Origin of the sequence: Enhydrobacter sp. (assembly GCF_030246845.1) — a bacterium.
In the GTDB taxonomy this organism is placed as follows: Bacteria; Pseudomonadota; Alphaproteobacteria; order Reyranellales; family Reyranellaceae; genus Reyranella.
Genome location: NZ_CP126889.1, coordinates 4,464,860 through 4,490,975, shown reverse-complemented (window position 1 = coordinate 4,490,975; position 26,116 = coordinate 4,464,860). Strand labels below are relative to the sequence as shown.

Below are 26,116 nucleotides of genomic sequence, written 5' to 3'. Positions count from 1 at the left end.
ATGCGCGCGGTCCGGACGATCATCCCTTCGCCGCATAGCCGGCGGCCTTCAGGCCGTCCTTGATCTCCTCCAGTACGACCGGGTCCTCTATGGTGGCCGGCATGGTCCACGGCTGGTTGTCGGCCATCTTCTGGATGGTGCCGCGCAGGATCTTGCCCGAGCGCGTCTTGGGCAGGCGCTGCACGACCAGGGCGCTCTTGAAGAAGGCGACCGGACCGATGCGGTCTCGCACCATCTGCACGATCTCGTTCGCGATCTCCCGGTCCGGCCGGTCGACGCCGGCCTTCAGCACCACGAAGCCCAGCGGCACCTGTCCCTTGAGCTCGTCGGCGACGCCGATCACCGCGCATTCGGCGACGTCGTCGTGCGCACCCAGCACCTCCTCGATCTGGCCGGTCGACAGCCGGTGGCCGGCGACGTTGATCACGTCGTCGACGCGCGTCATCACCGAGACGTAGCCGTCCTCGTCGATGAAGCCCGCATCGCCGGTCTTGTAGTAGCCCGGGAACTCGGTGAGATAGCCCTGCTTGTAGCGTTCGTCGGCGTTCCACAGCGTCGGAAACGTACCCGGCGGCAGCGGCAGCCTGGCGGCGATCGCGCCCACCTGGCCGCGCTTCATGGGATGGCCGTTCTCGTCCAGCACCTCGAGATGCCAGCCGGGGGCCGGCACCGAGCACGATCCCGGCTTGATCGGCATCGGATCGAGCCCGACGAAGTTGCCGCAGATCACCCAGCCGGTCTCGGTCTGCCACCAGTGATCGACCACCGGCACGCCGAGCAGCCGTTGCGCCCATTCGATGGTCGGCGGATCGCCGCGCTCGCCGGCGAGGAAGAGCGTGCGGAACTTCGAGAGGTCGTACTTCTTGAGGAGCTTGCCCTCGGGATCCTCGCGCTTGATGGCGCGGAAGGCAGTCGGGGCGGTGAACAGCGCCACCGCCTTGTGCTCGGAGATCACGCGCCAGAAGGCACCGGCATCGGGCGTGCCGACCGGCTTGCCTTCATAGAGGATCGAGGTCGAGCCGTAGATCAGCGGGCCGTAGACAATGTAGCTGTGGCCGACGACCCAGCCCACGTCCGAGGCGCACCACCACACCTCCCCCGGCTCGACACCGTAGAGGTTCTTCATCGACCAGTAGAGCGCCACGCAGTAACCGCCGGTATCGCGCACCACGCCCTTGGGGAAGCCGGTCGTTCCGGATGTGTAGAGGATGTAGAGCGGATCGGTGGCCCTCACCGGCACGCAGCCGTGCGGCGCGGCGGCGGCAACCGTTTCCGTCCAGTCGAGGTCGCGGCCCTTCACCAGCGTCGCCGGTCCCTGCGGCCGCTGGAAGACGATGACCTTCGACACTTTGTGCCTCGCCTGCTCGATCGCTTCGTCGAGCATGGGCTTGTAGGCGACGATACGCGCCGGCTCGACGCCGCAGGAGGCCGTGAGCACGAGCTTGGGCTGGCAATCGTCGATGCGGCTGGCCAGCTCCTTGGCGGCGAAGCCGCCGAACACCACGGAATGCACCGCACCCAGCCGGGCGCAGGCGAGCATCGCCATCACCGCCTCGGGAATCATCGGCATGTAGATGATCACACGATCGCCCTTGCCGACACCCTGTGCGGCGATGGCGCCGGCGAGCCGGGCCACGTGATCGCGCAGCTCCAGGTAGGTGAAGCTCCTCTTGGTGTCGGTGACCGGGGAATCGTAGATCAGCGCCGTCTGGTCGGCGCGGCCGTTCTCGACATGACGGTCGAGCGCATTGTGGCAGGCATTGAGCTCACCGCCCACGTACCAGCCATAGAACGGCGCCCGCGACGAATCGAGCACCTTGTCCCAGCGCTTGGTCCAGTCGATCGTCTCCGCCTGCTCGGCCCAGAAACCTTCCGGATCCTTCAGCGAGCGCGCATGCACCGCGCGATACCTGTCGCCGCTGGCCATGATCATTTCCTCCTGTCCCGCCAGTACATTAGTTGGGGGGAGTTGCTGGCGGAACTCCCATCGGGCGCGTCGTTTTTGCAAGCGGTACGCATCGTCGCCGGCCTTCCCGTCTTGCGCCTTGACATATTTCTTCCTCAAGTGAAATATTTCTTAAATCGTAAACGAGCTGCATATGAACGACTTCCGCCGCCCGACCTTGACATCGGGCGTCTACTACAGGGACCCGTGGGCGGCGCTCGACTGGTTGGAGAAAGCTTTCGGCTTCGAGCGGAGCCTGCTGGTCACCGACAAGGATGGCAATGTGGGTCACGCCGAGATGCGATTCGGCGACGGTCTGATCTATGTCGGGTCGCAGTGGTGCGATTCGGTCGCCAGCCCCGCCGTGCTGGGCGGCAAGAACACCCAGTCGGTCCATGTCCAGCTCAACGAAGGCATCGACGCCCACTGCGCCCGGGCACGCGCCGTCGGCGCAGAGATCGTCCAGGAACCGACGGACCAATTCTACGGCGATAGAACATACCGCGCACGCGATCCCGAGGGGCACCTGTGGACGTTCGGCCAGACGGTGCGCCGCGTGTCGCGGGAGGAAATGGAGCGGGTGACGGGATTCAAGGTCGAAGGCACGATTTGAGCGCCGCGTCCGACTTGGACCGGACGTTGGCCGCGCTCGCCGATCCGCATCGGCGGCGGGTGATCGAGCTCCTGCGCGACCGCCCGCGACGCGCCGGTGAGCTTGCGGCGGGAGTCGGGCTCAACCCCTCCGCCCTCAGTCGGCACCTCCGCACCTTGAAGGCGGGCGGATTGATCGAGGAGGCACATCCCGAATTCGATGCCCGGATCCGCATCTACACCCTGAAGCCCGGCCCCATGGCGACCCTGAAAGCCTGGCTGGAACAGACCGAGCGGGTCTGGACCGAGCAGCTCCCCGCTTTCGAGGCGCATCTCGAACGCGGGCGATGACGTCGCGCATCCTCGTCTCCTTGCGTGTCGCGGCCGGACCGCAGCGCGCCTTCAACGTGTTCGTGCGGGAGATCGGTCTCTGGTGGCGTTCGAATCCGCTGTTCCAGAGCCTGCTGGGATCCTACAGCGCCCATCTGTCGTAATCGCTGACCGTATCGGGCACGATTGGCGAACGACGTGCGTTGTGTGAAAGTGCGGGCCGTCATTCCGGGACGGGAAGCGAGCATGGCGAAGGGAAAAGGCAGGAGCACCGGCAAGAGCAAGGCGAAGCGGCCGACGAAGCGGAAGACCGCCAAGACGAAGAAGCCGGCCGCGAAGGCCGCGCGCGGTACGACGAAGATCACGCCGAAGGCTGCGCCGGCGCCCAAGCCCATCGTGCTGCGCCGGCCGGTGAAGAACCGGGCCGCGGTCGCCCGCCTGCCGACGTCGCGCCCGGCGCCGCACAAGGCCCACCTGCTCAGCGCCAATATCTACGAGCGCGACCTCGACAAGACGCCGGCCAACCATGCGCCACTCACGCCGCTGCAGTTCCTGGAGCGCAGCGCCTCGGTCTATCCCGATCATCTCGCGCTGGTGCACGGGCCACGCCGCCAGACCTGGGCCGAGACCTACGCGCGCTGCCGCCGGCTCGCCTCGGCGCTGGAGAAGGTGGGCATCGGCGTCGGCGACACGGTGACCATCATGGCACCCAACATCCCCGAGATGTACGAGGCGCATTTCGGCGTGCCGATGACCGGCGCGGTGTTGAACTCGCTCAACACCCGGCTCGACGCGGCGATGATCGCCTTCATCCTCGACCACAGCGAGACCAAGGTGCTGCTGGTCGACCGCGAGTACCATCGCGTGATGACCGAGGCGCTGGGCATCGCCAAGGCGCAGCCGCTGGTGGTCGATATCGACGACCCTCAATGCGATGACGGCGCCCAGATCGGCGACACCACCTACGAGGAATTCATCGCCACGGGCGATCCCGACGATGCCTGGGACTATCCCGGCGACGAATGGAACGCGATTTCGCTCAACTACACCTCCGGCACCACCGGCAACCCCAAGGGAGTCGTCTACCACCACCGCGGCGCCGCCCTTTCGGCTTACGGCAATGCCACGCAATGGGCGATGGGGCTGCACCCCGTCTATCTCTGGACGCTGCCGATGTTCCACTGCAACGGCTGGTGCTTCCCCTGGACGCTGGCGCTCGTGACCGGAACGTCGGTCTGCATGCGCCGCGCGTCGGCCAGGACGATCTTCGATGCGCTGGCCGACCACGACGTGACGCATCTCTGCGGTGCGCCGATCATCATGCAGTTCATCATCGGCGCCAGCCCGGAGGAGCGCCGGCCGCTCGCACGCCGCGTCGAGTTCATGACGGCGGCCGCGCCACCGCCGGCCGCCGTGCTGGAGGCGCTGGAGAAGGAGAATTTCCGCGTCACGCACGTCTATGGCCTGACCGAGGTCTACGGCCCGGCGACCATATGCTCCTGGCATGGCGAGTGGGATGCGCTCGATCCCGGTGAGCGCGCCCGGCTCAAGGCTCGCCAGGGCGTCCGCTATGCCGCGGAGGACGCCGTCACGGTGATGGATCCCAGGACAATGACGGAAGTGCCGCGTGACGGGCAGACCATGGGCGAGGTCATGTTCCGCGGCAACCTCGTCATGAAGGGCTATCTGAAGAATCCCAAGGCCACGCGAGAGGCCTTCGAGGGCGGCTGGTTCCATTCCGGCGATCTCGGCGTGCTGCACGAGGACGGCTACCTCGAGCTGCGCGACCGCTCCAAGGACATCATCATTTCGGGCGGCGAGAACATCTCGACGATCGAGGTCGAGGGGGTGATCATCAAGCATCCTGCCGTCGCCAACGTCGCGGTGGTGGCCAAACCCGACGACAAGTGGGGCGAGACGCCCTGCGCATTCGTCGTGCTGAAACCGGGGGCGTCCGTCACGACCGACGAGATCCTCGCCCACTGCCGCGCCCATCTCGCGCACTACAAGTGTCCGCGCCACGTGGTGTTTCGCGACCTGCCCATGACCTCGACCGGCAAGGTGCAGAAGTTCGTGCTGCGCGACTGGGCAAAGGCGGTCTGACACCGGGCCGCACCATCGCCCCGCCACAATCGGCCGGTTAAGCTTGCCGCTCCATGCCCGGCGAGAGTACGCTTATCGTCACCACGCGCAGCGGCGTGCGGCCCTTGGGCGTGCGCGGCGAGCCGCTCCACAACTCGGCCATCCAGCTCGGCCGTATCGTCCGCCGGCGGCTGGGCAACGAGATCGCCGATCTCCTGGCCGAGCCGCAGCTCCATGCCGACGGCAAAGGCATCGACTGGTACGCGAACTGGGCCGGCGAAGTCCGCAATGTCGCCGACCTCGATCCCAAGGAACGCGGCGAGATCCTGTCGCAGGTCGATCGCGGCCTGATCGCCATCGACCGGCTCGGGCAGAGCCTGGCGGGCGCCGGCAGCGGCGAGGACACCGGCGCGGTTGGGCGGTCGCTGCGGCTTGCCGCGCGCCGGCCGGCCGAATCCTTTGTCTTTCTCGTGGGCGGCCGACCGGTCGTGGTGTGCTGGGGCTACGAGAAGGAGGCGGCGAGCAGCCTTTTGCCGCCGTCCCTCGCGAGACCCGCCGCCACGCGACGCTCCGTGCTCGATCCGCCGAAGCCCTTGCCGGTGGCGGCGCCGATCGTCGGACCAACCCCGATTCCCTGGTTTCGCACCATGCTGCTGGCCTTGCCGCTTCTCGCACTGCTGCTCGTCGGCGTCTGGATGCTGCGCGACCTGCTGCCGGCCACGCCCGCCCTTGCCCTCGCCACCCGGGAACCGCCCGCGGCATCGCCGCCCCCGGCCGCTCCGGCCGACCCGCGGCCGATCCTGAAGGCCTCGCTGTCGCACGAACAGGCGCGCGCCAAGGCCCTGCAGATCGAGATGTCGACCATCGAGGGCGAGCTCAAGAAGCGGATCGCCGACTGCAAGCCGCCCGCGCCGCCGGCACCCCCCAGGCCGCCGAGCCAGGCCGCAATCGCGCCGCCCGCCAAGCCGGTGCCGCCGCCGCGCGCACCGTCGGACAATCGTCTGCGCCTGCCGACCGGCCCGACGCGGGACTATTCCTTCCTCGAGGGCTGCTGGCGCAGCGATCCCTTCCGCCACGAGCGCATGCAGCTCGAACCGGGCGTCTCTTCTTATTGCTTCGATGCGAACGGCTATGGCCAGCTCGAATGGCGGCGCGGTCGCGTCGCCTGCCGAACCGCCGCCCAGGCGCGGTTCGACGGCCAGACACTTCGGCTGCACGATCGCGACACGACCTGTAACGACGGTTCGCACTGGTTTGCAGACCAGCTCGTCTGCCGTCGCGGCGCCGACAACGTTGCGCAATGCAGCGGCTACTCGCGCGGCACGTTCGGTCCGACCACCTGGACCGTGAACCTGCACAAGCTGCGGTGACCGCCGCTCGGCGCGGCTTTGCTCGATAGGGAAGGGAGGGCTAGTGGGATTTCTCTGAGATCAGTCGGGTAATCTCGTCCTTGATCTGCAATTTTCGCTTCTTGAGGCTGCAAATCGCCTCGTCATCGGGGTGCGGACGGGCATTCTCTTCATCGATCGCATGCTCCAGCATCGCATGCTTGGCCTTCAGCGCTTCGATATGGTCTACGGCGCTCATAGACACCTCCGAGCTGGTTACGGACCTCAAAACTCTGCCTCTGTCCGACGCCCGAGTCACGGCAAATCGGCCGCTGTCGTGCGGCTGTGCAAAATTCAGATAGGATGGTCAGCATGACTGACACGTCGCCTCGCCTGATCGTCGGCATTTCTGGCGCTTCCGGTGTCATTTATGGGGTCCGGTTGCTCGAGGCGCTGAAGGCGTTGCCCGTGGAAACTCACCTCGTCATGACGCGCACCGCCGAGCTCACGCTCGCACACGAGACCGACCTGAAGGTGAGCGACGTGCGGCGGCTCGCGGATGTGGCATACAAGATCGACGATCTTGCCGCAGCGATTTCGAGTGGGTCATACCGGACCATGGGAATGATCGTGGCGCCCTGCTCCATGCGCAGCTTGAGCGAGATCGCCCACGGCATCACCAGCAACCTGCTGACACGAGCCGCCGACGTCGTGCTCAAGGAACGCCGCAAATTGGTCGTGGTTGCCCGCGAAACGCCGCTTCACGCGATTCATCTGCGCAACATGACGACGCTCGCCGAGATGGGCGCCATCGTCGCGCCGCCGGTGCCCGCCTTCTACAACCGGCCGAAGACAATCGACGACATCATCGACCACACGGTCGGCCGCATCCTCGACCTGTTCGATCTCGACACCGGCAAGGTCAGGCGCTGGCACTAAGAGCCGATGGGAGCGCCTGCAGCCCGAAGACCGACGGCGGTCGCGATCTCGTCGCGCGTCGCCTCGGGAAAGGTCGCCGCGACGAGCGCCGCCACCGCCCGGCGATCCTTATCGTCGGGCGTCACGCCGAGACAGAGGGCGTAGATTCCCAGATTTCCCACCGCCGACCGCAGGCGCTTCTCCAGGGGACGATCCCGGTCGGCAGGCGGCGCATGGAGGCTCGCAAGCTTGAGCTGCTCGGCATGCTCGGCGGCGAGTTCGGCATCGGCCACGCGCCGCCGCGTTGCATCGACGGTTTCGGGCAACGCCGCGGTCCAGGCCTGATCCTTCAGCAGCTTTCGCACCTCGCGCAGCGGCCGCACGATGGCCGCCTGCCAAGCATCGCTTGCCCTGAGGATGGTACGCAGCCGCTCGGCCGTCAGGGTCGGCCGCCCGGAAGCGCCCAGCCAGCAGCAGAACAGCAAGATGTTGACGTCGCAGCCGCGACGCTCCTGCAGGTCGAGGCAAGCTTCGGCGACGCCGTCGCCGCCATAGAGCTCGAGCGAGAAGTTCCAGAAGGGGTGAGGCAGAAAATCCGGCATTGGAGGTAGGGTTATGCTTCCCTTTGGGCGGCCGAAGGGGTACACGGCGCGCATCCGTGTGGCTAGTCCACGAGGACGAGTGCGCCAGGCATGAACGACGACAGGCCTTCGGAACCGCAGGACACAGAGGCGCTCAGGGCCAAGCTGGCAGCGCTGAAGAGCGAGCATCGCGACCTCGACGAGGTGATCGACCGGCTGATCGAGAAGGCGCCCTTCGACCAGCTCCAGCTCCAGCGGCTGAAGAAGCGCAAGCTCGGCCTCAAGGACCAGATTCTGAAGTTGGAAAGCCAGCTCATTCCCGACATCATCGCCTGAAGACGCCCCCGAACGCCAAATGGCCAAATCTTCCGCCAAACGCCGTCCCCTGGTCGGCCTGATCATGGGCAGCCAGTCGGATTGGGCCACCATGCGGCATGCCGCCGACACGCTCGAAGCCCTGGGCGTCCCCTGCGACGCCCGCATCGTCTCCGCCCATCGCACGCCGCGCCGTCTCTTCGCCTACGCCGCCGAGGCCAAGGATCGGGGTCTCAAGGTGATCATCGCGGGCGCAGGCGGCGCGGCCCATCTTCCCGGCATGACCGCCTCGATGACCCCCTTGCCGGTGCTGGGCGTGCCAGTCGAAAGCGCGGCGCTCAAGGGCATGGATAGCCTTCTTTCCATTGTCCAGATGCCGGCCGGCATTCCGGTTGGCACGCTCGCCATCGGCAAGTCGGGCGCCATCAATGCGGCGATCCTGGCGGCGTCCATCATCGGTCTTGGCGACGCCAAGATTATGGCCGCCGTCGAGCGCTGGCGCGCCCGGCAGACCGGTACGGTTGCCGAGAAGCCGGCGGACGAGACGTCGAAACAGCACTGACATGAGAGATTCTGGGGAGAGCAGACCGGGCTCGGAGGCCCATGGTTCGATGGCGACCAAAGCCCTGCCGCCCGGATCGACCATCGGCATCCTGGGGGGCGGCCAGTTGGGCCGGATGACGGCCATGGCGGCGGCCCGACTCGGCTATCGGTCGGTCGTTTACTCCCCGGAAGCCCATTCGATCGCCGGCGACGTGGCCACCGCTCACATTTCGGGCGCCTATGACGATGCGACCGCCCTCGCCCGCTTTGCGGACGCGGTCGACGTCGTCACCTACGAGTTCGAGAACGTGCCCGAAGCGACTGTCGCCGAGTGCGCACGTCGGAGGCCGGTCCGCCCGGGGATCAAGCCCATCCATTTCGCCCAGCATCGGCTGCGCGAGAAGGAGTTCTTTCGGAAATCGGGGCTTGGAACGGCCGACTACCAACAGATCGCGGGCGAAGGCGATATCGCCCGCGCTACCGCCCTCCCCGGCATCCTCAAGACCTCGACCGAAGGCTACGACGGCAAGGGCCAGATCCGCGTTCATAGCCGCGAGGATCTGTTCGCGGCCTGGGACAAGCTCGGCCGGCGGGAATGCATCCTCGAAGCATTGGTCGATTTCGAGTGCGAGATTTCCGCCATCGTCGCCCGCGGCCTCGACGGCGAGGCGCGCTGCTTCCCGATCGGCCGCAACGAGCATCGAGACGGCATCCTGCGCGCGACCGCGGTCCCCTCGGGCCTCCCATCCGCGGTCGAAGAGCAGGCAAAGGACTATGGCCTGAGGCTGGCCGAAAGCCTCGACCTGGTGGGCCTGGTCGCGCTCGAAATGTTCGTGACCAGGGACGGACGCGTGCTTGCCAACGAGATGGCGCCGCGGCCGCACAATTCCGGTCACTGGACGATCGATGCCTGCGCCACCAGCCAGTTCGAGCAGCTCGTGCGGACGGTCTGCGGCTTGCCGCTGGGCGCCGTCGACCTTCTCGCGTCCTCGCGCATGATCAACCTGATCGGCGACGAGGCCAACGACTGGGCGCGCTACCTCGCCGAGCCGACGGCGCGGCTGCATCTCTACGGCAAGGGCAAGGCCCGCCCCGGCCGCAAGATGGGCCACGTAACCTATGTTATGCCGAGAAAGTGATCCCTACCGGCGGGCGACGGTCCGGACCCGATCGCCTGGTCGCCACGAACGGGCGCGCGCCTTCAGCTTTTCGATCTGCATCACGTTGTCGATCCGCCGCTCGAGGAAGTCCCAGGTGGCCTCGCTGCCGGGCGAGCGGTCGTTCAGCCAGTAGAGCAGGGTCGAGGAATAGACGGCCGCCAGGGTCACCCGCTTGGTGTAGAAGTTGAAGTCGGTGCTGGTGTCGCCGGCGGCGTACCACATGGCGTCGATCGTGCGGTAGAGCAGCCGCAGCGCCAACGGTCCATTGAAGGGAAGCGCCAGCAGCGCCAGCGCGCGCCGCGCGGCCTCGCGGTTGCCGACATGGCGCTCGAGCCGGATACGGACGGCCTCGCGGATACGGTCGCGGATCTTGAGGTCGAGCACCCCTTCCGTCTCCAGATCCGCGACCATGCGCCGGTCCGCCCGCTCGCTCACATAGGCCAGCACGTCGAGCGGACCGCCCGGGAACAGGCGTTCCGCCTCGCCCGCCGGCAGGTCGAGCATCCGGGTGGCCGCCCGGATCGAGGTCCAACTCCAGCCGTCGAAGGCCGCCTCGTTGCCGACCGCATCCGCCAGCCGGTCACGGAGCGCGGTATCGGGGTCGTCCGGAGGGGATTTCGCCTCGCTCATGGGGCGAATATAGGCCTGCCGGCGGGGCTTCCCAAGGCCGGCCGCGTGTGATACCTACCCGCCCTCCCGAATTTCCCGGGCCCTGAAACTTGTCCGGGCCCTCGAACTTGAAAGGAAGCGATCGCAGTGCAGGTTCTCGTCCGCGAAAATAACGTCGATCAGGCGCTCCGCGTCCTGAAAAAGAAGATGCAACGCGAAGGCATCTTCCGCGAGATGAAGCTCCGCCGCAACTACGAGAAGCCCTCCGAGCGCCGCGCCCGCGAGCGTGCCGAAGCGATCCGCCGCACCCGCAAGCTGATGCGCAAGCGCATGGAGCGCGAGGGCTACTAGCCCGTTCCTTCACGTGGAGATCGAAGACGAACCCCCGGCATGACCGGGGGTTTTGCTCGATGGAGATCAGTTCAGGCCGTAGAGCCGCGCGACGTTGTCGTGGACGATCTTCTTCTGCACGCCTTCGCTGAAGCCGGCGAGATTCTTGGCCAGAGTCTCGCGCGAGTTCGGCCAGATGCAATCGGGGTGCGGGTAGTCGGCGCCCCAGATGATATTGTCCTCGCCGATCAGCGGCACGATCGGCTCGAGATATTTGTCCTGCTGGTAAGTGACGTAGCCCTGGCGGCGAAAATAGTCGCTGGGCTTCATCCTGAAGCCGAGACTGCGCGCACGGTCATTGTACTCGGTGTCGAGGCGGTCGAACACGTAGGGCAGCCACGTCACGCCCGATTCGCCCAGCACGAAGTTGAAGTCGGGATACTGCTCGCAAGCGCCCGACGCCAGCAGCGACACCAGCACCTCCATCGTATCGAGCTGGAACAGCGCCGAGCGCACGAGCCGCCACTGGATCGCGAGCTGCTTCTCCATCTCCGGCGTATCCGGTGCACGCAGCGCCTTGAAGCCAGTCGAGTGGAAGGAGATCGGGAAGCGGCATTCGGCCGCCGCCTCCCACAGCACGTACCAGTCGCGATGGTAGAGCGGCAGGCTCATGCGCTTGAAGGCGAGGTCGCCGCCCTTGAGTCCCATTCGCGCGCAGCGTCGCACCTCGGCGGCCGCGGTCGCCGGATCGGTGTTGGGAATGATGGCGAGCGGGAACACGCGGTTCGGATCAGACCGTCGGGCGAAGTCGGCCGCCCAGTCGTTGTAGCGGGCGTCGACCCAGGCGCGCAGCTCGGCCTCCTCGATCAGATCGTTCACCATCAGGCAGCCGTAGATGATCTCCTTGTCGAGCCCGTCGCGATCGAGATCGGCCAGGCGCAGTTCCGGCGTGGTCGGCCGTGGCCGGGCGCCGGGGTAGCTGTCCCACTCGAACCCCGCCTCTTTCATCTCGTCGATATGGCCGAACGAGCCCTTTGTGTACGGCAGGAAGCCCGGCCCGACGCCGTTCCACATGCCGCGGTCCTTGTCGTCGACGAACCAGTGCTGCCCGTCGTTGCGCTCCTCGACGCGCGGCGCATTCTTCTTCCATCTGGCCGGCGCCTGTGACGACCAGAGATCGGGCGGGCAATAGGTAAGGTCGATGTGATTGTCGCCGGAAATGAGGTTGTGGTGCATGACGCAAGTCCTCCCCCGCCGGACGATCCGGTCGCCCGATATGGTACGGCGGCCCTTTGCGCTCCCCAAGCCCGGACTCGTGCAGAGTCCGCGCAACGAACCGGGAAAAAGCCGGCAGACGCGCCGGCAACGGCCGTCGTCGGCGCGACGTTCTCCTGTTGTCGGCATTTTCGAAGGAGAAGCCCGATGACGAAGATCTCGCTGATGACAGCCTGTGCGATCGTCCTGTCCAGCTCGGCGGTCCTGGCCCAGGGCAACTGGATGCCGTCCGGCCCCAACAGCGGTCCGGGAGGCGCCAGCGGCGCCGCCCCGACCCGCGATGTCGGCACCCAGCCCTCGGTCGGCAACACGCCGAGCGACGCCACGACATCGAGCACCATGATGCAGCAGAGGACCAAGGAGATGAACGCCGGCCAGACGGCCGCCGGCAATCGCTATTACGACCGCGGCACCTATTACGGCCAGGGCCGCGGCTACAACCAGCAGGCCGCCGCGCCGATGGAATCTCCGGCGATGGGATGCGGCGCCTCCGGGTCGCACAGCGTCGCCATCACCGACGAGTACGGCTTCAAATACGACAGCTGCGGCGATCGGCTGAACGCCCGCGGCAACGTGATCTCGCCGCACACCCGCTGAGATACGCAAACCAAAACGAAGGCCGCTCTCGAAAGGAGCGGCCTTCTTCTTCGCACCTCAGTGGGCCGAGCCTTCCAGCGCCTTGACGATGTTCTCGCACATCACCTTGGCGTCGGCGAACAACATCATGGTGTTGTCGCGGAAGAAGAGCTCGTTCTCCACACCGGCATAGCCCGATGACATGCCGCGCTTCACGAACAGCACCGTCTGCGCCTTCTCCACGTCGAGGATGGGCATGCCGTAGATCGGGCTCTTGGGATCGGTCTTGGCCGCGGGGTTGGTGACGTCGTTGGCGCCGATCACGAAGGCGACGTCGGTCGAGGCGAAGCCGCGGTTGATGTCGTCGAGCTCGAACACCTCGTCGTAGGGCACGTTGGCCTCGGCCAGCAGCACGTTCATGTGGCCCGGCATGCGGCCCGCCACCGGATGGATGGCGTAGCGCACATTGACGCCGCGCGCCTTCAGGATATCGGCCATCTCGCGCAGCGCGTGCTGCGCCTGCGCCACCGCCATGCCGTAACCCGGCACGATGATCACCGAGCTCGCATTCTCCATCAGGAAGGCCGCATCCTCGGCCGAGCCCGCCTTTACCGGCTTGTCGGTCTTGGCGGCCGCTGCTCCCGCGGCGCTCGAATCGGTGCCGAAGCCGCCCAGGATCACGTTGAAGATCGAGCGGTTCATGCCCTTGCACATGATGTAGCTCAGGATCGCGCCCGAGGAGCCCACCAGCGCGCCGGTCACGATCAGGGCCGTGTTGCCGAGTGTGAAGCCAATGCCGGCCGCCGCCCATCCCGAATAGGAATTCAGCATCGACACCACGACCGGCATGTCGGCCCCGCCGATCGGCAGGATCAGCAGGAAGCCGACCGCCAGCGACAGCAGGATCAGCAGCATGAACGTCACCGGATGGCCGTCCATGGCGAACCAGATCAGGAGCAGCAGCAGCACGAGACCGATCAGGGCATTGAGCGGATGCTGCCCGCGGAACACCAGCGGGGCGCCCGAGACGAGGCCCTGGAGCTTGGAGAAAGCGACGATCGAGCCGGTGAAGGTGATGGCGCCGATGATGGTGCCGAGCCCCATCTCGACCAGGCTCTGGGTGTAGATATGGCCCGGCGTGCCGATGCCGAAGGCCTCCGGCGAGACGAACGCGGCGCCGGCCACGAACACCGCCGCGAGGCCGACCAGCGAATGGAAGGCGGCGACGAGCTGGGGCAGCGCCGTCATCTGGATGCGCATCGCCACGACGGTGCCGATGGTGCCGCCGATCAGGAGGCCGATCACGATCAGCCAGGGCGAGACGACGCCGGGCGAGGCGACGGTGACGCCGATCGCCACCACCATGCCGACGATGCCGTAGAGGTTGCCGCCGCGCGCGCTCGTGGGCGAGGAGAGTCCGCGCAGCGCCATGATGAAGCAGATGGCCGAGATCAGATAGCCGTAGGCGGCCAGTTCATGGGTGATCACTGTCGCTGCCTCGCCTACTTCCTGACCGGCTGCTTCTTCTTGAACATCGACAGCATGCGGTGCGTGACGATGAAGCCGCCGAAGATGTTCACGGCGGCGAGGGTCACGGCAACGGCGCCGAAGAGCTGGGCCGCCCCCAGGCCGCGCAGCCCGGCGGCCAGCAGCGCGCCGACGATGATCACGGAGGACACCGCGTTGGTGACGGACATCAGCGGCGAATGCAGCGCCGGCGTCACGCGCCAGACCACGTAGTAGCCGACGAAGCAGCCGAGCGCGAAGATGGTGAGCAGCGCCACGAACGGCATGTGGCCGCTTTCCGGCGCGCCGGCCGGCGTCTGCGCGGCGAGATCCGTGATCTGCTGCGCGAGGTTCCTGAGATGCGTGGCGAGGTCCTGCGTCTGGCTGGCGATCCTGGCCGCTTCGCCCGCGATGCTGTCGTCCATGGCTGCTCCTAGTTCTGGCCTGGATTCTGGCTGAGGGAGGGATGCACGATCTGTCCGTCGCGCGTGACGAGCGTGCCCTTCACGACCTCGTCGTCGAGATCGATCTTCAATGCCTTCGTCTCCTTGTCGACCATGGGCGTGATGAAGTTCAGGAGATTGCGGGCGAACAGCGACGAGGCATCGGTCGGCAGCTCGGCCGGCAGATTGGCCGGACCGACGATCTTCACGCCATGGCTCTCGACCACCTTGCCGACTTCCGACAGCGGACAGTTGCCGCCCTGCTCCACCGCCATGTCGACGATCACCGAGCCGGGCTTCATGGTCCTGACCATGTCCTCGGTCACCAGCACCGGCGCCTTGCGTCCCGGGATGAGCGCCGTGGTGACGACGATGTCCTGCGCCTTGATGTGGTCGGCCACGAGCGCCGCCTGCTTGGCACGATAGTCGGCGCTCATCTCCTTGGCGTAGCCGCCCGCCGTCTCCGCCGCCTTGAACTCCTCGTCCTCCACGGCGATGAACTTGCCGCCGAGCGACTGCACCTGCTCCTTGGTCGCCGGCCTGACGTCGGTCGCCGTGACCACGGCGCCGAGGCGGCGCGCCGTGGCGATCGCCTGGAGCCCCGCGACGCCCACGCCCATGATGAAGGCGCGCGCCGGCGCCAGCGTGCCGCCGGGCGTCATCATCTGCGGAAAGATGCGGCCGAAATTGTTCGCCGCCAGAAGGACGGCCTTGTAGCCGGCGAGGTTCGCCTGCGACGAAAGGATGTCCATCGACTGCGCGCGGGTGATGCGCGGGATCAACTCCAGCGCGAACGCCGTCACGCCCCTGGCGGCCAGCGCCTGCACCAGTTCATGGTTCGTGAGAGCGCCGATCGGCGACATCAGCGTCTGTCCGGCCCGCAGCAGTCCGATCTCGTCGAGCCCTTCCGAGGCCGACATGGGCCGCTGGATCTTGAAGACGATGTCGCCCGCCGCCACCGCGGCTGCAGGGTCCGGCACGATAGTTGCGCCGGCATCGGTGTAGGCCTGGTCGGTGAAGGCCGCGGCGCTTCCGGCCCCCGCCTCGACGGTGACCTCGGCTCCCAGCGCCTTCAGCTTCTTGACGGTCTCCGGCGTCGCGGCCACGCGGGTCTCGTGCGGCCTGCGTTCTTTCAGAATGACGATTTTCATGGAGCGCTGTTGGTCCGTTGGAGGCGCGGATGGGAATTCGGGGCAGCGAACATGCCCAGCGAATGCATTTTTGCCAAGCCGCTTTTTCGCCGCGTGAGACTCGCGCATTTACGGCCGATGTTGCTGCATGTCATGCTGAACGCCGATCATGGCCGATCGCCCGACCCTCCTCACCGGCTTCACCTTCACCAGGCGAACCCTCGGAGCACTGGCCGAGCGCTACGACATCGCTGGCCACATGGATCGACCCGATCCGACATCGGTGCCTTCAGCGACCGCCGCGCACGTGCAGGCGCTGGTCACGACCGGCAGCGTCGGCGCCTCGGATGCGCTGATGACGGCATTGCCGCGCCTCTCGATAATCTGCTGCTACGGTACGGGCTACGAGCGCATCGACCTCGAGGCGGCGCGGCGGCGCAACATCATCGTCACGCACGGCGCCGACGCCAACGCGCCCGATGTGGCCGAAATGGCCGTCGGTCTCGTGCTCGCCACGCATCGCCGGATCGCGCGCGCCGACCGCATGATCCGCCGCGGCGAATGGACCAAGCGGATTCCCAACCGCTTCGGCGCCATCTCCGGGCTCACGGGCAAGAAATTCGGCATCCTGGGCCTCGGCGCAATCGGCATGGAAATCGCCAGGCGCATGAAGGGCTTCGACGTCGAAATCGGCTACTGCAACCGCAACAAGCGAAGCGATGTCGACTACGCCTATTTTCCCGACGCCGTCGCGCTCGCCGAATGGTGCGATATCCTGATGGTCGCGCTGCGCTCGGACGCCTCCAACAGGCACATCATCGATGCGGAGGTGCTGAAAGCGCTGGGACCACGCGGGCACGTCGTCAACATCACACGCGGCTGGGCCGTCGACGAGGCGGCGCTGGCCGAGGCGCTGCGCAACAACGTGATCGAAGGGGCGGCCCTCGACGTGTTCGACGAGGAGCCGCACGTACGCGACGAGTTCATGACCCTCGAGAACCTCGTCATGACACCGCATTTCGGCGGCGGCACCGAACATGCGCAGGAGCGCATGACCGCCCTGGTGCGGGCCAACCTCGACGCCCACTTCGCCGGCAAGCCCGTCGTCTCGCCGGTGCCGGAGCTGCGCGACATGGCGGCTAGGTCGGAGGGTCGACTCCGATGACGACCGGCTTGCCGCTCTGGCGCGCCGGCGTGTCGAGCCAGACGTCGTAGTAGGCGCGCAGCGCCGATGGGTAGCGGCGCAGCGTGGTGAGGATGCTGTAAGGCCGGTCGACATCACGGGCGGCCAGGCCCCACGCCTCGATCCCTTCCTGCCGCGCGAGGAAAATCGCCCGCGCGAGATGAAAAGGTTGCGAGACGACGACCAGCCGCCTCTGACCGAAGATCTCCCGCGCCCGCAGGATCGAATCGCGCGTTCGCACCCCGGCGAAGTCGCGATAGATGCATTCGCCCGGCACGCCGCGCGCGATCAGACCCACGCGCATGGCGGTCGGCTCGTCGTAGTCGGGTGACCGAAGGTCGCCGCTCGCAAGCAGATACCTGACCTTCCCCGCGCGCCACAAAGCGGCGGCAGCATCGAGGCGATATTCGAAGTAGCGGTTCGGTCCGCCCTCGGGCCCGATCGGCGCCGCACCCAGAACCAGCGCAACCTCCACCGCCGGCAACCGCGCTGGATCGCTCGTCACGAACGACTCGCCGAGGGACTCCAGACGGCGTTGCGCGATCCACGACAGCAACGCCAGCGCGATGGCGACTGCCGCGATCGCAACGGCGACACACAGGACAAGACGCATCACGTCGCCCGATCGGTGTCGCGCGCAGAGGGTGGCTTGATCCCGTCCCGGCAAGTCTCTAGACGAGCGGGTGCCATCTGCCGTGCCGCGAAAGGATTTGCTGGATGCCACGCATCAGCACTGCCGAAGCCACTGTCGAGACTCTCCTGCGGCACGGGCTCGACACGGTCTATGCATTGCCCGGCCTGCACAACGATCCCCTGTTCGATGCTTTCTATTATGCCGGCGACCGTTTGCGTGTCATCCATCCGCGACACGAGCAGACGGCCGCCTATATGGCGCTGGGCGCCGCGCTCGCCTCCGGCAAGCCGCAGGCTTTCGCGGTCGTGCCCGGGCCCGGCCTGCTGAATGCGGGCGCGGCGCTCCTGACCGCTTACGGGATGAATGCGCCCGTCATCGGTCTGGTGGGCCAGATCCCGCAGGCCGACATCGATCGCGGCCACGGCCATCTGCACGAGATCCACGACCAGCTCGGCCTGATGCGCCATGTCACCAAATGGGCCGCGCGCATCAGGAGCCCGCAGGAGGCGCCCGCCCTTGTCTCGCACGCGGTCTGGCAGGCGGCCTCCGGCCGTCAGCGCCCGGTCGCGCTGGAATGCGCGCTCGATACCTGGGCGAAGCGCGCAGAGGTCACCTTGCCCGACGCGCCGCTGCCGCTGCCGATCGATCCCATCGACCCCGAGGCGGTCGAGGCGGCGGCCAGGATCCTGGGCGAAGCCGAGCGGCCGATGCTGGTGCTGGGCGGCGGCGCGCAGGATGCGTCGGCCGAAGTGATCGCCATCGCCGAAATGCTCGAGGCGCCGGTCAGCTCCTACCGCCGCGGCCGCGGCGTGATTCCGAGCTCGCATCGGCTGGCGGTCGACATGCCGGTCGGTCATCGCCTGTGGAAGGAGGCGGACGCCGTGCTCGCCGTCGGCACGCGCTTCTTCATCCAGAACGCCAACTGGGGCATCGACGACAAGCTCAAGGTCGTGCGCATCGATATCGACCCGGACGAGCCCGATCGCCTGCGCAGGCCCGATGTGGCGCTGATCGGCGACGCCGCCACGCAACTGCGCGCCCTGATCGACGCGCTGCCCCGACACAACCGCAAGCGGCCCTCGCGTGCAGAGGAGATCGGGCGGCATCGGGCCTGGCTCGCCGATCGCCTGTCGCGGCTCGAGCCGCAGGCGAGCTTCCTGAGGGCGATCCGCAATGCCCTGCCTGAGGACGGCATCTTCGTCGACGAGGTCTCGCAAATCGGCTTTGCCTCGCGAGTCGCCCTGCCGATCGAGAAGCCGCGCACCTTCCTGTCGCCGGGCTACCAGGACAATCTCGGCTGGGGCTTCGGCACCGCACTCGGCGCCAAGGTCGCCATGCCGCACCGCAAGGTGCTGGCGATCGCGGGCGACGGCGGCTTCCTCTACCAGGTCGGCGAGCTCGCCACCGCCGCGCGTCACAACATCGCCGTCGTGGTCGTGGTGTTCGACAACGGCGCTTTCGGCAACGTGAGGCGCATCCAGCAGGAACGCTATGGCAACCGACTGATCGCCTCGGATCTCGAGAATCCCGACTTCGTGAAACTCGCCGACGCCTTCGGCGTCGCCTCCTTCAAGGCGACCGATGCCGGTCAGCTCGAGCACGCCCTGCACAAGGCCTTTGCGCTCGACGCCCCTGCCCTCGTCTGGGTCCCGCACGGCGACGTGCCGAGCCCCTGGGACCTGATCATGATGCCCAGGGTACGCGGCTGACGGCCGGCGCCACGCCGTCCTCGCGGTCGAGCTGGGTCAGGATGTCGCCGAAGTCCGTGGCGCAGACGAAGCCCAGCCGCCGCATCGCCTTGGTCGAATCGTAGACGCGGTCGATATAGTCGAACATCGTCCAGCCGCGCCGTGCGTAGATCTCGCGGTAGCGCGGGAAGTAGCGATGGACCACAAGCGGCGCATAATCCATGAGCTGCCCGCAATCGTCCGGGCTGAACGGTGTCAGCGCCGAGATGATGAAGGTGTCGAAGCCGATCTGGGGCGCGCGGTCGAGCGCAACCACATGGGCGCGGGCGGCATCCTCGACGGTAAGCCGCCGGTACAGGAACTCGTTGGCCTTGATGTTGGCGTCGGACTGGATGATCTCGTGCGCCATGTCGTCTTCCTCGGGGAAGAAGCGCGCCGTGCGCAGAATGATCACCGGCAGGTTCGAGCTGTCGTGCACCATCCGGCAAAGATGCTCGGCGGCGAGCTTGCTGATGCCATAGATGTTCCGTGGCTCGAGCGGCGCCATCTCCTCGTCGATCCAGAAAGCGCGGTGGATGCCCCGCTTGTGGGCCTCGCGAATCTGGCGCGAGATCATGAGCGAGGTGGTCGAGGTGAAGACGAAGCGATCGACAGTCGACCCCGATGCCGTCGCCTCCTCGAGAAGGTTCAACGTGCCCTGCACGTTCACCGCGATGAACCGCGAGCTGTCGTGGATCGCGACGTGCGGCTTGTGCAGCGCCCCGGCATGGACAATGGCCTGGATCGCGTTGTCCCGGATCGCGGCGCGTACGACCGCACGGTCGGCGACCGAACCGACCACGTCGGTGTGCGGGCCCGGCACCGGGTCGAGTCCGGTCACACGGTGGCCGCCGCGCTTCAGCCGCGGCACCAGATGCTGGCCGAGCCAGCCCGACGATCCGGTCACCAGGATGTTCATGCCAGGCCCGCCGCCGCGAGCGCCTGGTGCTGCCTGCCGGCCAGTGTCTCCAGCTCGAAGCCCTCGATCAGGCCCTCGAACAGCCGATGCCAGTTGATCGAGGCACGCAGGTGAATGAAGACGGCGCCGAGCCCGATCGCCGCACGGTCCATGAACACGAACTCGCGCGGCGGCCGCACACCGCCCATTCGGCGCAGCTCGCCGAACACGTTCTGCGCCATGTCGCGACCGAAGCCTTCCGCCACCCCTTCCGTGAGCCGGCGCGGCCGGTCGTCCATCAACGGGCCATACAGGAACGCCGCCCAACGGTTGAGCACGGCGATCATCTCGCGCGACACTCCCCCGAAACCCCAATCCTCGTAGGCCGCGACGGCCCGATCCTCGTCATCCGTCATCAGGGCGCGATAAAGCTCTATCGAGCCGCGCACGAAACGTGGCGGAAAGACGCGCACGCAGCCGAAATCCATCAGATTGACCGAGGCGTCCGGCCGGACGGTGTAGTTGCCGAGATGCGGATCGCCGTGAATCACGCCGTAGAAATAGAACGGCACGTACCACGCGCGGAACATGTTGACCGCGAGCGCGTCGCGTTCCTCCTGGGAATGCTTCTTCCAGTCGAGCAGCGGCTCGCCGGAGAGCCAGCTCATGGTGAGCAGCCGGTCGGTCGAATATTCGGCGACGACCTCCGGCACGTGCACCTTCGGCTCATCGCGCAACATGTGCCGGTAGAGATCGATGTGCCTCGCCTCGCGGCGGTAGTCGAGTTCCTCGCGCAGGCGGTTGGTGATCTCGGCATGGATCTCGTCGGTGCGGATCGCCGGATCGAGGCGCTGGCCGACCGCGAACACCAGCTTGAGCTGGTTGAGATCGGCCTCCAGCGCCGAGGCCATGTCGGGATACTGCAGCTTCACGGCGACGTTCCGGCCGTCCGGCAGGACGGCGCGATGCACCTGGCCGAGCGAGGCGGCGAAGGCCGCTTCCTTGTCGAAGCGGGCGAACCTGGCCGGCCAGTCCGGCCCCAGCTCGGTCGCCATGCGCCGCCGCACGAAAGGCCAGCCCATGGCCGGCGCATTGGCCTGGAGCTGCGCCAGCTCGCGCGCATATTCCGGCGGCAGCGCATCGGGAATGGTGGCGAGGAGCTGGGCCGCCTTCATCAGCGGACCCTTGAGGCCGCCCAGCGCGCTCCGGAGCTCGGCGGCATGACGGTCGCGGTCGAGGGAGAGGCCGAGATAGCGCTCGCCCGCGAGCCGCGCCGCCAGGCCGCCCACCGACGCGCCGACCCGGGCATAGCGGCCGAGCCGGCCACCCAGACTGTCGCCCTCGTCCGCCATACCTAGAGCTTTTCGAGCTCGTCGACGAAGCCCGAGATCACGCCCAGTCCCTTGCCCCAGAAGGCAGGATCGGTGGCATCGAGGCCGAATGGCGCCAGCAGCTCCTTGTGCCGCTTCACGCCCCCCGCCTTCAGCATGTCGAGATACTTGCCCTCGAAGCCGGCCTGTCCCGACTGGTAAGCGGCGTAAAGCGAGTTCACCAGGCAATCGCCGAAGGCATAGGCATAGACATAGAAAGGCGAATGGATGAAGTGCCCGATGTAGGACCAGTAGTATTTGTACTCGTCGTCGAAGGTGAAGGCCGGCCCCAGGCTCTCGCGCTGCACGGCAAGCCAGAGCTCGCCGATCGCGTCGGGCGTGAGCTCGCCCTTGCGGCGCTCCAGGTGCAGGCGCGACTCGAAATCGTAGAACGCGATCTGGCGCACCACGGTGTTCAGCATGTCCTCGACCTTGCCAGCCAGCATCGCCTTGCGCGCATTCTTGTCGGGAGCGGTCTTCAGGAGCGACTGGAAGGTCAGCATCTCGCCGAACACCGAGGCCGTCTCGGCAAGGGTGAGCGGCGTATCGGCCATCAGCGCCCCCTGCCGCGCCGACAGGACCTGATGCACGCCATGGCCCAGCTCGTGCGCCAGCGTCATCACGTCCCGCACCTTGCCCTGGTAGTTCAGCAACAGGTACGGATGCGCCGACGGCACGGTGGGATGGGCGAAGGCGCCGGGCGACTTGCCCGGCCGCGCCGGCGCATCGATCCAGCCCGTGCCGAAGAATCGGCGGCCGACCGAGGCGAGCTCCGGCGAGAAGGCGTTGTAGGCGTCGAGCACGATCTTCTCGGCCTCGTTCCAGGGAATCGTGCGGTCATCGTGTTCCGGCAGCGGCGCATTGCGGTCCCAGTAGGGCATCTTGTCGACGCCGAACCATCGGGCCTTGAGCCGGTAGTAGCGATGCGCCAGCCGCGGATAGGCCGCCTTCACGGCGGAGGCCAGTGCATCGACCACTTCGTCCTCGACCACGTTGGTGAGGTTCATTGCCGACTGCGGGCGCGGATACCTGCGCCAGCGATCCTCGATCTCCTTGTCCTTGGCGAGCGTGTTGGTGACCAGAGAGAAGATCGCAATGTTGTCGCCCTGCACCTTGCCGAACGACTTGGCCGCCTCGCGGCGCACCTGCGGGTCCTTATCCAAAAGCTTGTCGAGGATCTGCGGCTCGCCCAGCATCTCGCCGCGGAACGGATAGCGCAGTCGGGCAATCGTCTCGTCGAACAGACGCGACCACGCCGCCCGACCGACCACGTGCTTTTCATGCAGCGCCTTTTCCATCTCGTCGGAGAGCTGGTGCGGGCGAAACACCCGCAGATCGCGCAGCCACGGCCCGTACTTGGCCAGCGCCGGCGCCTTCTGCTTCTCGGCGAGATCGGCGTCGTCGAGCTTGTTGATCTCGAGTCGGAAGAACACGAGCCTGGTCCCGATGTCCGTCAGGCGTTCGGACACATCCTGCGCGAACCGGCCGCGCTCGGGATCGGCCTGGTCCTGCGCGTAGTAGAGTGAGGCGTACGAGCCGATGCGGCCCATCCGATCCTGCAGCGCCTCGTACTGCGCGATGGCTGCGCCCAGCGTTGCCCCGTCGAGCGCGGCGATCCGACCCTCGTAAGCCTTGGCGAAAGCGTCCGCCTCCTCGGCCGCGAGCTTCAGGTCGGCCTGCAGGTCCGGACCGGCCGGGCTCGAATATAGGTCGGCGAGGTTCCATGTCGGCAGATCGCCCAGCACAGCATTCATCGATACCAACTCCTTGCTCGAATGAGGAGATATGGGACGTCGCCCGGCGCGAGGCTAGAGTGCGCGCCGGATCGCGGCTACCCGATCCAGCACGCTTCCCGGCGCGATTGGGATCAGTTCGAACCCGTGCGCGGCGTAGGTTCGTTCATGCAGCGCCTCGAAACGGCGCGCCTCCTCCAGGCTGATCCGCCGCGCCTCGGTCGGCGTCACAAAGCCGGGGGACTGGACGAAGAACACCCGCTGCTCGTAAGGCCGCTCCTCCTCGAGACGTCGAAGCTCGCGAGACAAGGCGTCCGGGAGCGGGGCGCCGAGAAACCGGGCGAGTGCCGCCGTGCAAACCGGCGACCGGTCGTGGAACTGGATGTCCCCGGGCAGGCACGCGGCTCGGACGACTCGCGCCTGCTGCAAATTCACCACCTTGTCGATGAAATCCGGCGTGAGCCAGGGCTCGGCCACGCCCCGTGCCTGTTCCAGGGCAATGACGTCGGTCGCCGCCTCCTCCACGACACCGAATCCCTCGATCTCCAACTGGCGCAGGATCGCGGTCTTTCCCGCCCCCGGCGTGCCGGTCAGGATGAAGCGCCTCATCCGGGATCGGCGGCGATGGCGTCGAGGAAGGGACCGATCAGCAGGGCCGCGAACGGCTCGATGCGAGCCACGTCGCTTTCCTCGTAGTGGCCCGCCGCATCCAGCAGATTGAGCGTGCCCAGCACGCGTCCGGCATAGACCACCGGCACGTTCACCGCCGACTCACAGCCCAGCGAGACGATCAGCTCATGGTCGAAGAAAGCCCAGGCGATGTCCTTCGCGTCGTGGCCGACCCAGGCGCGTCGGCCCAGGATCACCTGGCGGTGCCAGGGCGAATCGGTGATCTCCTTGTAGCCGCCGACCGGATAGTCCTTGGGCATGTTGGTGTAGAGGCGCTTCACCCGCCGGCCGTTGGGCGCCACATAGAGAAGCGTGAAGAGCTTGTGGCCGACCGTTTCGGCCAGCGCACGGTCCACTGCGGCGAACAGCTTCTCGGGTGGACCGGGCTGCCGCAGGGCGGCAAGACAGGCATCGAAGGGTGTCATGGCTTTCCTTGTGTACTCAGTCGAGGAGCCGGCGCGATGCGCTCCGGCAGAAGACCTCCCGGCGCCAGACGCAGGACCAGGATCAGGGCGACCGCGATCAGCAGTTCCTTGAGGGCCGCGCGCTGCACGGCGGAGACGGAAGGAATCAGCTCGACGACGAAGCGCGCCGATTCGAGCAGCAGCATCAGGAGATAGGCACCGACCAGGGCGCCAGCGGGCCGACCCGTTCCACCGCCCGCCACGGCGAGGAAAATATAGATCGTGATCAGCGGCAGGAAAAGATCGGGCGCGATGTAGGAGGTGAAGTGGGCATAGAGTGCGCCGGCGAGACCAGCAATGGCGGCCGAGAGCGCAAAGGCTTCGACCTTGAAGCGCAGCACCGGCTTGCCTGCCACCTGCGCCACCTGAGCGTCCTCGCGAATGGCCCGCAGCACGCGCCCATAGGGCGATCGGTCAATGCGCCGCACGAGGAGGAACACCCCGGCCAGCACAGCGAGCACGATCGCGAGATAGACGGCATTGAAGTCCTGGCCGAGAGCCGCCTTGCCTGGCCCGGGGATGCCGGAGATGCCATCCGTGCCGCGGGTCAGCCAGATCTCGTTGGCGGCGACCAGGCGCACCACCTCGGCGAAGCCCAGCGTCACGATGGCGAGATAGTCCTCCCGCAGCCGCGTCGTCGAGAGTGTGACGATCACGCCCGCGAGGCCGCCGGCGATCAGAGCGAGCGTCCAGCCGGCGAGGATCGGTGCATGGCCCGCCGTCGTGATCAGGGCCGACGCGTAGGCGCCGACGGCAAAGAAGCCGGCGAGACCGAGATTCACCATCCCCGCGCCGCCCCAGATCAGGTTGAGGCTGAGCGCCAACAGGCCGTACAGCCCGCCCATGGTGGCGATGAACAGGAGATAGTTCAGCATCGCTAGAAGGCCCGCTCGCCCAGCAGGCCGCGCGGCCGGATGGTGAGTACGATCAGGATGGCGAAGAAGCCCACCGCCGTCCGATACGGCGAGCCAACGATCAGCACCGACAGTTCCTCGGCGATGCCGATCAGGAAGGCCCCCAGCACCGCGCCGGTCGGGCTGCCGAGCCCGCCCAGCACCGCCGCGGCGAAGATCGACAGCAGGATGCGCGTGCCGGTCAGGGGATCGATCGAGCTGTCGAGCCCCAGGAGCATGCCGCCGATGCCGACCAGGCCCATGCCGACAAAGCTCGCGATCATGGCCACGCGCTGCGGCCGGATGCCCTTCAGTGCCGCCAGTTCCGGATTGTCGGCCGAGGCGCGCATGGCCTTGCCGATGCGCGTGAAGGCAAGAGCCGCGAAGACGGCCAGCATGATGGCCAGCGCTATGCCCATGGTCTCGAGCTGCTGCGGGCTCACGCGGATGTCGGCGATCCTGAGGTCGCGGGCGATCGGCCGGTCGAAGCCGCGCAGATCGTTGCCGAAGCCGAGCCGGACCACGTTCTCCAGCACGAGACCCGAGGCGATCGAGGCGATGGCGGCCGGCAGGGCGCCCTGTTTCACCAGCGGAAGATGCGCGACCCGGTCGAAGAACAGACCGACGGCGCCAGCGACGACAAAGGCCATCGCCAGCGAGCCGACGAGCTGCAAGCCGGCGCCATAGGCGACATAGCCGGCGAAGGCGCCCAGGGTCGCGATGCCCGAGACGGAGAAGTTGGGAAAGCGCAGGACCGCGAACATCGCCGTGAAGCCGATGGCCGGCACCGCCAGAAGCGTGCCCGACACCAGTCCGTTCACCAGCGCCTGGAGAAGGAGGCTCATTGTCTTCCGGACCGCGGGCTTTCCGCCCGCTCATGGTC

Annotated in this window: 29 protein-coding genes; 13 read left to right on the top strand and 16 right to left on the bottom strand. The window is 67.0% G+C overall.

The genetic code is table 11. From position 1 onward, the window contains the following. Positions 1-19: 19 nt before the first annotated feature. Positions 20-1,927 (bottom strand): propionyl-CoA synthetase, encoded by a 1,908-nt coding sequence (locus OJF58_RS22365; protein ID WP_300780007.1) that lies wholly within the window; start codon positions 1,925-1,927, stop codon positions 20-22. Positions 1,928-2,093: 166 nt separating this feature from the next. On the opposite strand from OJF58_RS22365, the gene OJF58_RS22360 reads away from it, so the two are divergent. From OJF58_RS22360 to OJF58_RS22340, 5 genes are all read left to right on the top strand, one after another. Beyond that, positions 2,094-2,558 (top strand): VOC family protein, encoded by a 465-nt coding sequence (locus OJF58_RS22360; protein WP_300785364.1) that lies wholly within the window; start codon positions 2,094-2,096, stop codon positions 2,556-2,558. A 26-nt stretch (positions 2,559-2,584) separates the two neighbouring features. Further along, entirely contained in the window at positions 2,585-2,887 is a 303-nt protein-coding gene (locus OJF58_RS22355) for a metalloregulator ArsR/SmtB family transcription factor (protein ID WP_300780004.1), read from the top strand. Beyond that, positions 2,884-3,030 (top strand): hypothetical protein, encoded by a 147-nt coding sequence (locus OJF58_RS22350; RefSeq protein WP_300780002.1) that lies wholly within the window; start codon positions 2,884-2,886, stop codon positions 3,028-3,030. The genes OJF58_RS22355 and OJF58_RS22350 overlap by 4 nt, the downstream gene beginning before the upstream one ends. 82 nt (positions 3,031-3,112) lie before the next feature. Then, positions 3,113-4,969, top strand: a complete 1,857-nt coding sequence (locus tag OJF58_RS22345; protein WP_300780000.1) for an acyl-CoA synthetase — start codon at positions 3,113-3,115, stop codon at positions 4,967-4,969. Between the two features lie 53 nt (positions 4,970-5,022). Continuing rightward, positions 5,023-6,318, top strand: a complete 1,296-nt coding sequence (locus tag OJF58_RS22340; RefSeq protein WP_300779997.1) for a hypothetical protein — start codon at positions 5,023-5,025, stop codon at positions 6,316-6,318. A gap of 40 nt (positions 6,319-6,358) precedes the next feature. Here the strand turns inward: OJF58_RS22340 and OJF58_RS22335 are convergent, their stop codons facing one another. Next, positions 6,359-6,535: a YdcH family protein gene (locus OJF58_RS22335; RefSeq protein ID WP_300779995.1), complete on the bottom strand. Its 177-nt coding sequence runs from the start codon at positions 6,533-6,535 to the stop codon at positions 6,359-6,361. 113 nt (positions 6,536-6,648) lie between these two features. Here OJF58_RS22335 and OJF58_RS22330 point away from each other — a divergent pair, with 113 nt between their 5' ends. Continuing rightward, on the top strand, positions 6,649-7,215 hold the full coding sequence (locus tag OJF58_RS22330) for a UbiX family flavin prenyltransferase (protein ID WP_300779993.1): 567 nt from the start codon (positions 6,649-6,651) through the stop codon (positions 7,213-7,215). Here the strand turns inward: OJF58_RS22330 and OJF58_RS22325 are convergent. Further along, positions 7,212-7,796, bottom strand: a complete 585-nt coding sequence (locus OJF58_RS22325) for a TIGR02444 family protein (RefSeq protein WP_300779991.1) — start codon at positions 7,794-7,796, stop codon at positions 7,212-7,214. The two genes, OJF58_RS22330 and OJF58_RS22325, sit on opposite strands and share 4 nt — an antisense overlap. A 90-nt stretch (positions 7,797-7,886) precedes the next feature. Here OJF58_RS22325 and OJF58_RS22320 point away from each other — a divergent pair, with 90 nt between their 5' ends. The 3 genes from OJF58_RS22320 to OJF58_RS22310 are packed head-to-tail and all read left to right on the top strand — an operon-like array spanning position 7,887 to position 9,772. Beyond that, the gene (locus OJF58_RS22320) at positions 7,887-8,111 is read left to right on the top strand and encodes a DUF465 domain-containing protein (RefSeq protein WP_300779989.1); all 225 of its coding nucleotides are present in this window, start codon (positions 7,887-7,889) and stop codon (positions 8,109-8,111) included. Positions 8,112-8,130: 19 nt separating this feature from the next. Further along, positions 8,131-8,652, top strand: coding sequence for a 5-(carboxyamino)imidazole ribonucleotide mutase (gene purE, locus OJF58_RS22315; RefSeq protein WP_300779987.1), 522 nt, complete (start codon positions 8,131-8,133; stop codon positions 8,650-8,652). A gap of 49 nt (positions 8,653-8,701) precedes the next feature. Beyond that, the gene (locus tag OJF58_RS22310) at positions 8,702-9,772 is read left to right on the top strand and encodes a 5-(carboxyamino)imidazole ribonucleotide synthase (RefSeq protein WP_300779986.1); all 1,071 of its coding nucleotides are present in this window, start codon (positions 8,702-8,704) and stop codon (positions 9,770-9,772) included. Between the two features lie 3 nt (positions 9,773-9,775). Here the strand turns inward: OJF58_RS22310 and OJF58_RS22305 are convergent, their stop codons facing one another. After that, positions 9,776-10,423 carry a COQ9 family protein gene (locus OJF58_RS22305; protein ID WP_300779985.1) on the bottom strand — a complete coding sequence of 216 codons (648 nt, stop codon included), beginning with the start codon at positions 10,421-10,423 and terminating at the stop codon, positions 9,776-9,778. A 126-nt stretch (positions 10,424-10,549) separates the two neighbouring features. Here OJF58_RS22305 and rpsU point away from each other — a divergent pair, with 126 nt between their 5' ends. After that, entirely contained in the window at positions 10,550-10,753 is a 204-nt protein-coding gene (rpsU, locus tag OJF58_RS22300; protein WP_020696578.1) for a 30S ribosomal protein S21, read from the top strand. A gap of 66 nt (positions 10,754-10,819) precedes the next feature. Here the strand turns inward: rpsU and OJF58_RS22295 are convergent, their stop codons facing one another. Beyond that, entirely contained in the window at positions 10,820-11,968 is a 1,149-nt protein-coding gene (locus OJF58_RS22295) for an amidohydrolase family protein (protein ID WP_300779983.1), read from the bottom strand. A gap of 186 nt (positions 11,969-12,154) precedes the next feature. On the opposite strand from OJF58_RS22295, the gene OJF58_RS22290 reads away from it, so the two are divergent. Continuing rightward, positions 12,155-12,604 (top strand): hypothetical protein, encoded by a 450-nt coding sequence (locus OJF58_RS22290; protein ID WP_300779981.1) that lies wholly within the window; start codon positions 12,155-12,157, stop codon positions 12,602-12,604. 57 nt (positions 12,605-12,661) lie between these two features. Here OJF58_RS22290 and OJF58_RS22285 read toward each other — a convergent pair whose 3' ends face one another. Genes OJF58_RS22285 through OJF58_RS22275 form a run of 3 tightly spaced genes read right to left on the bottom strand, consistent with a single transcriptional unit; the run spans position 12,662 to position 15,683 of the window. Continuing rightward, positions 12,662-14,068 (bottom strand): NAD(P)(+) transhydrogenase (Re/Si-specific) subunit beta, encoded by a 1,407-nt coding sequence (locus tag OJF58_RS22285; RefSeq protein WP_300785362.1) that lies wholly within the window; start codon positions 14,066-14,068, stop codon positions 12,662-12,664. 17 nt (positions 14,069-14,085) lie between these two features. Further along, positions 14,086-14,514, bottom strand: coding sequence for an NAD(P) transhydrogenase subunit alpha (locus tag OJF58_RS22280; RefSeq protein ID WP_300779980.1), 429 nt, complete (start codon positions 14,512-14,514; stop codon positions 14,086-14,088). A gap of 8 nt (positions 14,515-14,522) precedes the next feature. Continuing rightward, positions 14,523-15,683 (bottom strand): Re/Si-specific NAD(P)(+) transhydrogenase subunit alpha, encoded by a 1,161-nt coding sequence (locus tag OJF58_RS22275; protein WP_300779978.1) that lies wholly within the window; start codon positions 15,681-15,683, stop codon positions 14,523-14,525. 148 nt (positions 15,684-15,831) lie between these two features. Between OJF58_RS22275 and OJF58_RS22270 the strand changes: the two genes are divergently transcribed. Beyond that, positions 15,832-16,827, top strand: coding sequence for a 2-hydroxyacid dehydrogenase (locus OJF58_RS22270; protein ID WP_300779977.1), 996 nt, complete (start codon positions 15,832-15,834; stop codon positions 16,825-16,827). Here OJF58_RS22270 and OJF58_RS22265 read toward each other — a convergent pair. Continuing rightward, complete coding sequence (locus OJF58_RS22265; RefSeq protein ID WP_300779975.1) at positions 16,802-17,569, bottom strand: ElyC/SanA/YdcF family protein; 768 nt, start codon at positions 17,567-17,569, stop codon at positions 16,802-16,804. The two genes, OJF58_RS22270 and OJF58_RS22265, sit on opposite strands and share 26 nt — an antisense overlap. On the opposite strand from OJF58_RS22265, the gene OJF58_RS22260 reads away from it, so the two are divergent. Further along, complete coding sequence (locus tag OJF58_RS22260) at positions 17,563-19,188, top strand: thiamine pyrophosphate-dependent enzyme (protein ID WP_300779974.1); 1,626 nt, start codon at positions 17,563-17,565, stop codon at positions 19,186-19,188. The genes OJF58_RS22265 and OJF58_RS22260 overlap by 7 nt on opposite strands. Here the strand turns inward: OJF58_RS22260 and OJF58_RS22255 are convergent. The 7 genes from OJF58_RS22255 to OJF58_RS22225 are packed head-to-tail and all read right to left on the bottom strand — an operon-like array spanning position 19,163 to position 26,078. Further along, the gene (locus OJF58_RS22255) at positions 19,163-20,125 is read right to left on the bottom strand and encodes an NAD(P)-dependent oxidoreductase (RefSeq protein WP_300779972.1); all 963 of its coding nucleotides are present in this window, start codon (positions 20,123-20,125) and stop codon (positions 19,163-19,165) included. The two genes, OJF58_RS22260 and OJF58_RS22255, sit on opposite strands and share 26 nt — an antisense overlap. Then, complete coding sequence (locus tag OJF58_RS22250) at positions 20,122-21,456, bottom strand: AarF/ABC1/UbiB kinase family protein (protein ID WP_300779971.1); 1,335 nt, start codon at positions 21,454-21,456, stop codon at positions 20,122-20,124. The genes OJF58_RS22255 and OJF58_RS22250 overlap by 4 nt, the downstream gene beginning before the upstream one ends. A gap of 2 nt (positions 21,457-21,458) precedes the next feature. Next, a complete protein-coding gene (locus OJF58_RS22245) occupies positions 21,459-23,228 on the bottom strand; it encodes a M3 family oligoendopeptidase (protein ID WP_300779969.1) in 1,770 nt (589 codons plus the stop codon). A gap of 54 nt (positions 23,229-23,282) precedes the next feature. Then, positions 23,283-23,816 carry an AAA family ATPase gene (locus OJF58_RS22240; protein ID WP_300779968.1) on the bottom strand — a complete coding sequence of 178 codons (534 nt, stop codon included), beginning with the start codon at positions 23,814-23,816 and terminating at the stop codon, positions 23,283-23,285. Next, on the bottom strand, positions 23,813-24,301 hold the full coding sequence (locus OJF58_RS22235) for a GAF domain-containing protein (protein WP_300779965.1): 489 nt from the start codon (positions 24,299-24,301) through the stop codon (positions 23,813-23,815). Before OJF58_RS22235 ends, OJF58_RS22240 begins: the two co-directional genes overlap by 4 nt. Beyond that, positions 24,298-25,215 (bottom strand): branched-chain amino acid ABC transporter permease, encoded by a 918-nt coding sequence (locus tag OJF58_RS22230; protein WP_300779964.1) that lies wholly within the window; start codon positions 25,213-25,215, stop codon positions 24,298-24,300. Before OJF58_RS22230 ends, OJF58_RS22235 begins: the two co-directional genes overlap by 4 nt. Before the next feature lie 2 nt (positions 25,216-25,217). Beyond that, complete coding sequence (locus OJF58_RS22225; RefSeq protein ID WP_300779963.1) at positions 25,218-26,078, bottom strand: branched-chain amino acid ABC transporter permease; 861 nt, start codon at positions 26,076-26,078, stop codon at positions 25,218-25,220. Positions 26,079-26,116: the final 38 nt, after the last annotated feature.

Coding starts and splice junctions, on each gene's coding strand:
- OJF58_RS22335 (WP_300779995.1), bottom strand. CDS start 6,535: ATGAGCGCCGTAGACCATATCGAAGCGCTGAAGGCCAAGCATGCGATG.
- OJF58_RS22320 (WP_300779989.1), top strand. CDS start 7,887: ATGAACGACGACAGGCCTTCGGAACCGCAGGACACAGAGGCGCTCAGG.
- OJF58_RS22255 (WP_300779972.1), bottom strand. CDS start 20,125: ATGAACATCCTGGTGACCGGATCGTCGGGCTGGCTCGGCCAGCATCTG.
- OJF58_RS22275 (WP_300779978.1), bottom strand. CDS start 15,683: ATGAAAATCGTCATTCTGAAAGAACGCAGGCCGCACGAGACCCGCGTG.
- OJF58_RS22295 (WP_300779983.1), bottom strand. CDS start 11,968: ATGCACCACAACCTCATTTCCGGCGACAATCACATCGACCTTACCTAT.
- OJF58_RS22260 (WP_300779974.1), top strand. CDS start 17,563: ATGCCACGCATCAGCACTGCCGAAGCCACTGTCGAGACTCTCCTGCGG.
- OJF58_RS22305 (WP_300779985.1), bottom strand. CDS start 10,423: ATGAGCGAGGCGAAATCCCCTCCGGACGACCCCGATACCGCGCTCCGT.
- OJF58_RS22340 (WP_300779997.1), top strand. CDS start 5,023: ATGCCCGGCGAGAGTACGCTTATCGTCACCACGCGCAGCGGCGTGCGG.
- OJF58_RS22290 (WP_300779981.1), top strand. CDS start 12,155: ATGACGAAGATCTCGCTGATGACAGCCTGTGCGATCGTCCTGTCCAGC.
- OJF58_RS22345 (WP_300780000.1), top strand. CDS start 3,113: ATGGCGAAGGGAAAAGGCAGGAGCACCGGCAAGAGCAAGGCGAAGCGG.
- purE (WP_300779987.1), top strand. CDS start 8,131: ATGGCCAAATCTTCCGCCAAACGCCGTCCCCTGGTCGGCCTGATCATG.
- OJF58_RS22330 (WP_300779993.1), top strand. CDS start 6,649: ATGACTGACACGTCGCCTCGCCTGATCGTCGGCATTTCTGGCGCTTCC.
- OJF58_RS22310 (WP_300779986.1), top strand. CDS start 8,702: ATGGCGACCAAAGCCCTGCCGCCCGGATCGACCATCGGCATCCTGGGG.
- OJF58_RS22365 (WP_300780007.1), bottom strand. CDS start 1,927: ATGGCCAGCGGCGACAGGTATCGCGCGGTGCATGCGCGCTCGCTGAAG.
- OJF58_RS22240 (WP_300779968.1), bottom strand. CDS start 23,816: ATGAGGCGCTTCATCCTGACCGGCACGCCGGGGGCGGGAAAGACCGCG.
- OJF58_RS22350 (WP_300780002.1), top strand. CDS start 2,884: ATGACGTCGCGCATCCTCGTCTCCTTGCGTGTCGCGGCCGGACCGCAG.
- OJF58_RS22280 (WP_300779980.1), bottom strand. CDS start 14,514: ATGGACGACAGCATCGCGGGCGAAGCGGCCAGGATCGCCAGCCAGACG.
- OJF58_RS22235 (WP_300779965.1), bottom strand. CDS start 24,301: ATGACACCCTTCGATGCCTGTCTTGCCGCCCTGCGGCAGCCCGGTCCA.
- OJF58_RS22225 (WP_300779963.1), bottom strand. CDS start 26,078: ATGAGCCTCCTTCTCCAGGCGCTGGTGAACGGACTGGTGTCGGGCACG.
- OJF58_RS22325 (WP_300779991.1), bottom strand. CDS start 7,796: ATGCCGGATTTTCTGCCTCACCCCTTCTGGAACTTCTCGCTCGAGCTC.
- OJF58_RS22270 (WP_300779977.1), top strand. CDS start 15,832: ATGGCCGATCGCCCGACCCTCCTCACCGGCTTCACCTTCACCAGGCGA.
- OJF58_RS22230 (WP_300779964.1), bottom strand. CDS start 25,215: ATGCTGAACTATCTCCTGTTCATCGCCACCATGGGCGGGCTGTACGGC.
- OJF58_RS22245 (WP_300779969.1), bottom strand. CDS start 23,228: ATGAATGCTGTGCTGGGCGATCTGCCGACATGGAACCTCGCCGACCTA.
- OJF58_RS22250 (WP_300779971.1), bottom strand. CDS start 21,456: ATGGCGGACGAGGGCGACAGTCTGGGTGGCCGGCTCGGCCGCTATGCC.